The sequence below is a fragment of the Methylomonas sp. LWB genome, assembly GCF_001856095.1.
Classification (GTDB): Bacteria; Pseudomonadota; Gammaproteobacteria; order Methylococcales; family Methylomonadaceae; genus Methylomonas; species Methylomonas koyamae_A.
In genome coordinates, this window is record NZ_MKMC01000050.1 from 1 (window position 1) to 7,232 (window position 7,232).

Annotated in this window: 4 protein-coding genes and 1 pseudogene; all 5 read right to left on the reverse strand. The window is 49.9% G+C overall.

From position 1 onward, the window contains the following. Nucleotides 1–3,242 (reverse strand): annotated as a pseudogene (locus tag BJL95_RS18050) (hypothetical protein); the annotation flags it as partial. Beyond that, nucleotides 3,239–4,315, reverse strand: coding sequence for a hypothetical protein (locus tag BJL95_RS18055; protein ID WP_071159968.1), 1,077 nt, complete (start codon nt 4,313–4,315; stop codon nt 3,239–3,241). The pseudogene BJL95_RS18050 and the gene BJL95_RS18055, both read right to left, overlap by 4 nt. 500 nt (nt 4,316–4,815) lie before the next feature. Continuing rightward, nucleotides 4,816–5,340: a transposase gene (locus tag BJL95_RS18060; RefSeq protein ID WP_071159970.1), complete on the reverse strand. Its 525-nt coding sequence runs from the start codon at nt 5,338–5,340 to the stop codon at nt 4,816–4,818. A gap of 147 nt (nt 5,341–5,487) precedes the next feature. Next, complete coding sequence (locus BJL95_RS18065) at nt 5,488–6,420, reverse strand: hypothetical protein (RefSeq protein WP_139306318.1); 933 nt, start codon at nt 6,418–6,420, stop codon at nt 5,488–5,490. 193 nt (nt 6,421–6,613) lie between these two features. After that, on the reverse strand, nt 6,614–7,232 hold a 619-nt coding region (locus tag BJL95_RS24825; RefSeq protein WP_368086611.1), incomplete at its 5' end, for a calcium-binding protein.

The window sequence follows — 7,232 nt, forward strand, 5'->3', positions numbered from 1 at the left end:
CCTTCGCCGCCCATCAACGCGTCGGAACGGCCGCCGCCGATCAGCATGTCGTCACCGCTACCGCCGCTGAGAAAGTCGCCCAGACGATCGGCCGGGACCGAGCCCAACCCCGCTTCGGCGTTTTGTTCGTCGGCGTACAGCACGTCGTTACCTAGGCCGCCTTGCAGGATGTCGCGGCCGGCCCCGCCGTCCAGCACGTCGTTGCCCTGGCCGCCGTCCAACAGATCGTTGCCGTTGCCGCCGTAGAGTATATCGTTACCACCCAACGCCGCCGCCTGAACGACGGCCCCGTTGAGTTGCTGGCGGTGATGAACCACACCGTCTTCGTCCAGCTCGGCGACTTGGGTCACGGACCAACTGCCGCTTGGGTTGGCGATACCGCCGTCGCCGTAGAGCATGTCGTCATCGCCCCCACCCACCAACACGTCGGCGCCATCGCCGCCAGCCAATATATCCTGGCCGATGCCACCATAAAGTTGATCATTGCCGGTGCCGCTGGCCAGCAGGTCGCCGCGCAAACCTGTACCCACAGCGGCTTGGCCTTGGTTGTACAGCGTTTGGAAGTCTTGTTGTTGGTCGGCGTAAAGCAGATTGTCGCCGCCGCGATTGGCCAGCAGGATGTCGCTGCCGGCATAGCCTTCCAGCAAATCGTTGCCGGTATCGTCGTAAAGCGTGTCTTCCCGGCCGGGATCGGCTTCTGTGCCGACGATGATGTTGCCCAGCGCATCATAGCCGATCTGGATGCCAGCGATATTGGGGTCTTGGTCTAGGGGTTTGAGGTCGCCGAACAGCTTCAAACCATTTGGCGCAGCGGGCGCTTGACCGGCGGCCAAATTGATACCCAATTCGCCTTCGGCCCAGTTTTTGACGAATAAGGTATTGCTCGCCGTAGCGATCAATAAATCCTGAGTACCATCGGCACGGACCACCAAGTTGTAACCGATGCTATGTTGGAGATCCTGCCAAGTGTTGCCGGCATGTATCCATTGGTTGGCGGCAATGCCGGTCTGGCCTTTGGCCTGTATCCCTTCGAAGGTGATTTTACCTTGACCATCGGTATCCAGAATGGTGTCCATGCCATCGCCGGCGATGAAGGCATAAATGTCGCTACCACGGCCGCCTTCCAGGTAATCGTTGTCCTTGCCGCCGGTTAATAGGTCGTCTCCGCCGCCACCGTAGAGCCTGTCGCTGGTATTGCTGCCGTTAAGCATTTCGCCAGACTGCGAGCCGAAGACGATTTGATGATCGTCCGAAAATAGGCTTAAGTCGTCAATAACAATTTTGAGCGGCTCGCCATCGACCAGTAAAGTCTTGTCGATATAGGTCCAATTGCCTGAAAATTGCAAAGTATCCCATTCGTCACTATAGGATTTATCCTTATAAAGCTTGAAAGCTTCACTTGCCAAATAGGCACTAGGAATGATTGGATTGCTCGCTGTTACTAGAGTGACTGCAGATAGGTAATTGGCTACAATCAAGTCGTTATAATCGTGTTTGCCACCGTCGTATTTTAGTTTCCAATCTAGCATCGCGGCTCGGTCTCTAAGATACTGCTCGGTTAGATCGCCGGTACCATTGGCCGAGTTATACAAATTCAGCTCGCCGTTTGCATTTGCCGATACATAATCGAGACCGGCCACGACGAAAGGATTGAGTTCGACCAATGCAAAACGGTAGGCCAAGCCTTCGGCATCGTTTTGGGTTGCTTTAGCTACCATGCCGGATGAGTTCGCATCGCTTAGCAAGGTTAACGCAAAGCTTTTGCCATCATCGATCTCGGTCTTTATCGCAGTCTTAATCTCGGCTAATTTATTGTGCAACGCATTGCGAGACTCGATGTTCGACCACGAATTGCCGTCGGTGAGATTGACTGTGGCACCGGTTTTGGAATCGATATAGGTGGCATTATGCAACTCAGGTGCTTGGCCGATACCGACAACGGCTTTGTATAGTTTGTCGACTAAAATTTCCAGTGTATTGCCTTCGGATTGGCCCTGCTGGCCGGGTTCGGTACTGGCATTGCGATTGTTGGCCGATTGGATCAGGCGGTTTAATTGCTCCAGAGTGACGCTGGTATCAAGCGCCGCGAAGGTATCCATCACCGTCAGCGAATCTATCATCAGCACCAAGCTGTGCGTATCGCCGAAATCGTTGACATCCCAATGATCACTGATGGCTAACGCTTTGAAGCTGGCATTGAAATTGTCGATCAAGTCGGCGATATGCTCCGGGGTGCCTCGCCACAAGGGTTGGTCTTCGATCTGCACGATGGCTTGGTCAGTGGTGTGCCGATAACCGCTGACCGCGACGGCCGAAAAACCCGAGCCGGCGACTTCGGTAATTTTGTCCGACAAGCCCGTATTGGTATAGAGCGTGTCCGTAAAAGGAATGGCGGCCCCAAATGGCGCACCGGTAGTTGCGCCTTCTGCGGCCAGTTTCATCGCCAGATGAAAGCGCCAATCGCCCATGGCGCCTAAAAAGGATTGATTCGGCTCGCCGGTGCTGTCGGTCAAGGTCCGGACTCGCCGCCATTCGGCTTCGGCATTATTGGCGGCGGTGATGGCTTGATCGTACAGCCCTGAACCGACGGATTGAGCAAGTGACATCAGTAAGTTTTCGTCGGGTTGGCCATTGTTCCAAAGTTGATCAAACCTATTGATGACTTGATCGAGGCTGTTGCCATTGTTCAGACCACCAGTACCGGCCGAGTTGAACAAATACACATGATCGATTTGATTTATCCAGCCTTGATCTTGAGCCAGCATCGCGAACGCGGTGGCCAAGTGGCCACCCAACGAATAGCCTGTGACGGTGAAATGGGCGTCGGCCGGCAATTGGCCGCTACTTCTCAGGCCGTCGAACCATTTCATCATGTCGCTGATCTGGCCGAAGGCCCAGCCGTAATCGTGAATGGAGTTGTTGGTGCCGCCGTCACGGATGTTATCTTCGACGAATTCGGTGCTGCGGAAGGAGATGACGTATTCGCCGTCCGTACTTTTGAACAGAGTGCCACTGAAACCGGTGTCGGTGTTGGCTTGTTGGGTGACGACTTGCCAATGCGCTTGGAAATCGTCGATTTCGGGTTGGGTGAGTCTGCTGGTGTGTTTGTTGCCCTTTAACAAAGCATCGTCGAAGTGAGTTCCTTGCAAAAGTTCTCCCGTAAATTTATCGGTTAAAAACGCCTCTGCCACCACTTGCAGTTGCGTGTATTTCAGATAAGTCGTTATTGGCGATACGCTCATTGGGTTTCTCCTAAATTAGAATTAAGAACTTTAAAAACAAAATGATCCTGACCATATTGGCGATGGGGACAAGCCCAGCCAACTTCGGTTTGAGCAAATGACCACGGCTGCCGGTAAGCAGCCGCGCTGCCGCCACCCCGATCATGCAGATAGCCGATGCGCTTCCCCAGCAACTCGCCGGTTTGCAGGTCGATGACTTTCAATGCGCTGCCGGCGATCCACATCTGCCGCTCTTCCGGGGTTTCCAGATCGTCGTAGGTCACCCCATAGCGGGGCGGCGGATTGCCCGCGGGTTCTCGGGTCAATATAAATTCGAAAGGGCCGTCATCATTAAAGTCGACAGGTTCTAACAGCTCACGCGGAATGTATCCCCATTTTTGGCGAAGTTTTCGCCACTTTTCCCGGTCGTTTTTATCGGATTTCTGCCAACTGCCGGTGTAACGGTAGCGTTGGCGGTCCAAGGGATCAATCGCCTCGACATAACGAAAGGCCGGCTGTCTAGGGTACTTTTTTGGATTATCAACCCAAGGGAAACTACCTTGTCCTCTGACGATACGATCCAGTAGAAACGAGCTGATATGCCCATCGAAAGACATATAACCAACGGCATGGTCGTTCTTATAGAGCCCACTGGTATCGAAATCCCCTAGTCCTTCATAAGGACTCTTGGCATCAATGCTGTACTGGCTGATGCCGGAACTTTCATCAAACTCGAGTTTCATCAAAAATACCCCATCGACATCATCGACGGTACGGTAAATCTTCTCGCCAGCGCCTTTACACAGTTCGTGATAGCGGTCCAAGGCCTTGGTCATGGTGGCTAGTTTGGCGTCAATAAGCTGCTGTTTCTGGTGGTTTTGATGGAGCTTGTAAGCCACAGGCGCCAGGAATATCGCCAGCACCAAGCCCATTGCCAGATATCGGAACTTAGGATTATTGATATTGCGCCGAGCGGCGGAAACGGTTATCCATAGCACGACCAAAAAAGTAGCGACACCGCCTATCGCCACTGCCCAGACGATCAATCGCAACGTCCCCGGGGAGATAAACAAATTTAAAAGTTCCCAACCCATGTCTTAATCTTGGTAATTGGCAAAGCCGTAAGGCGAAATAAGCAGCGGCACCGTATGGATGCTTTTGCCGTCGTATTCAATTTCATATTAATCTCGGTTATACCCGTCGACATCCAAAGCGCCTCCACTTCCCAAAGGAGCAGAATGTATCGACACACTATATCGTGCAAGCTGGTCAGTATCCGGCAAGCACGTTCCCTGTTGATGATCGGTTCCATAAAATTTGGTTAGAGGCTTTAAGTGAGTGGCTGTTGCGTTTTATTGCATCCGACTGACGTGGCCGGTAACAATCCGCGTTAGCGCATTATCGCGGAAAGATTTTTAGGCTACGCCTGTCCAAAAGTCCAATCGGCGGCCATTTATTTAAAATATCTTTGAGATGAATCACGATTTTTGGCCCAACAAACCACTCTTGTGTGATTGGCTTTGCTTTTTTATTGGGCTTTATCAAGGCCGTAAGGCGCAATAACCAAAGGGCATTGCGCCGTATTATTTTTCGATTACTCAAAATGATATAAATCTCCGTCAATTCCTGCCCAATTTAAAGGATAAACACCACGCTCGACCCATCGAGGAAAGGTAGAATATGGCCAGTCTTTTACTTGCTTTACCAAGCCATGTTTCACCGGGTTGTAATGGATATAATTCGTGTGCGCTTGAAAATCGGCTTCATCCCGTATCAGGTGTTCCCAATAACGCCGTTGCCAAATACCACGTTCGCCTCTCGTGATTCTGATATTCGATCTGCGCTCAGTTTTTGGTATTGCTTTGGACAATCCAATTTTTATCAAACGTATTCGGGTGGCGTAGTCAATATCGTTTTCCGGTAGCTCAATCAAGCAATGCATGTGCTCAGGTAATACCACCCAACCGTGAATTTTGAACGGGTGATGAGCTTTCACGGTTCCGATTGATTCCCGTAAAGATTGAATATGCCTTACCAACAAATCGTTATTTTTTCGTTGTAACAAATTGATAGTAAAAAAATAGGTTCCGCCAGGATGCCAAATTCGCCGGTAATCCATTTGTTTAGTATCAATGGTAAGTTGGTTAAATACGGCGTAATGCCCGTTGGTTATTACGCCTTACGGCCTTGATTCACATTGGCGTTAATTAGCGAGTTCTTTTCATCATAAAAATTTGTTGATTTGCTCCAGTTGATGTTTCCCATTCTATTCGCCTTTCTGAGTTAGTTTTGTTAAGTTGCATTGATTGTTTAGGAAATAGTTTTTTCCATCAGTTGTCAGGTAAAATGACCAAAATATAATTCGGCATGTATTTTTTATTTGCGGAAAATAAAATTCGCCGTAATTGTCATCATATTCATGAGCCCACATTGGCTGCATTCTATAATATCTATTTCCGCTTGAATATACTGTAATAGCCGCTCCAAAATAGTCTTCAACCCCATCAAAGTTTATATCTATAACAGAGCTATATGAGTTTAAAAGATAAGCGCCTACCGGAAAAACATCTGAAATCCATGGCTTCAACTTCTCCATATTTTTGTTTATTTCTTGTTTTTCGTAAACTTTATCTACTCTCTTTTCCTCTGCTATCCACATTCTTTTTCCATCAGGAAATGGGACACATACATTTAACTTATTATTGCTAAGCGTTAACTCTAAAGAAGTACTGGGAACAGTGATGCTAGCACCATCTTCTCCGTTTATAATTAGATTGTATTCTCCAATTATTGTTTTAATTCTTCCATTTATTATTAAGGCTGATAACTTTTTAAGCTTATTTTCATCTCGCCAAGTTTCTATGTTATATCTAAAACTTGGCCAATTAGAATCAAGGTGTATTAAAGCCAAATTATGCATTCCATCTTTACTTCCGTCGGATTTATAAAGATCATATTCGGTATAACCAATTTTCTTTTCTTTGTCTAGCCAAGTAACTCTCAAAAAAACATCGCACATTGGAAAATTTACTTTTAATTCTCTTGATGGTTCTTTTACAAAGCCGATATTTATAATGCTTGGTTGAGTAACAATCTTTACTATGTCGGCCTTCACAAGGCCGTAAGGCACAACAACCAAGGCCGTAAGGCGCAATAACCATAGGGCATTGCGCCGTATTTTCAAACTATTCAAACTCATATAAATCTCCATCAGTTTTTTTAATCGCTTCCACTAATGATGCTTGTCCAATTGCGGAACATCCATTATCAGGTCGTCGCCGTTGGTTCTGACACGGCCCCTTGGCAGGGTTGGTCGATTTTGTCTAACAGATTAACTCGTTACCATAACCCTTTAGTACCATTCGTTTCGTTTTTTGCAACAGCTTGCGCATTTACGCGCATTTTCTGGATCGCGCCGCTAGCGGCCAAGCGACCTCGTTTGCAGCATTCCGGCGCTTGGTTACCGTCTCGGTATCGAGTGAGCCGTTCACCGGACCGAGGCCGACGCCGTTCAGGTTGGGCCGAGTCGAGTCGGCGAAGGGGTAGGTCTGGTCGGTTTTGGCGAAGGTCCAGTCGTTGGCTTGGGTGGTGTAGTCGGCATCCGAAAAAATGATGTCGTTGCCGGCGCCGCCTTCCAGCCAGTCGCTGCCTTCGCCGCCCATCAACGCGTCGGAACGGCCGCCGCCGATCAGCATGTCGTCACCGCTACCGCCGCTGAGAAAGTCGCCCAGACGATCGGCCGGGACCGAGCCCAACCCCGCTTCGGCGTTTTGTTCGTCGGCGTACAGCACGTCGTTACCTAGGCCGCCTTGCAGGATGTCGCGGCCGGCCCCGCCGTCCAGCACGTCGTTGCCCTGGCCGCCGTCCAACAGATCGTTGCCGTTGCCGCCGTAGAGTATATCGTTACCACCCAACGCCGCCGCCTGAACGACGGCCCCGTTGAGTTGCTGGCGGTGATGAACCACACCGTCTTCGTCCAGCTCGGCGACTTGGGTCACGGACCAACTGCCG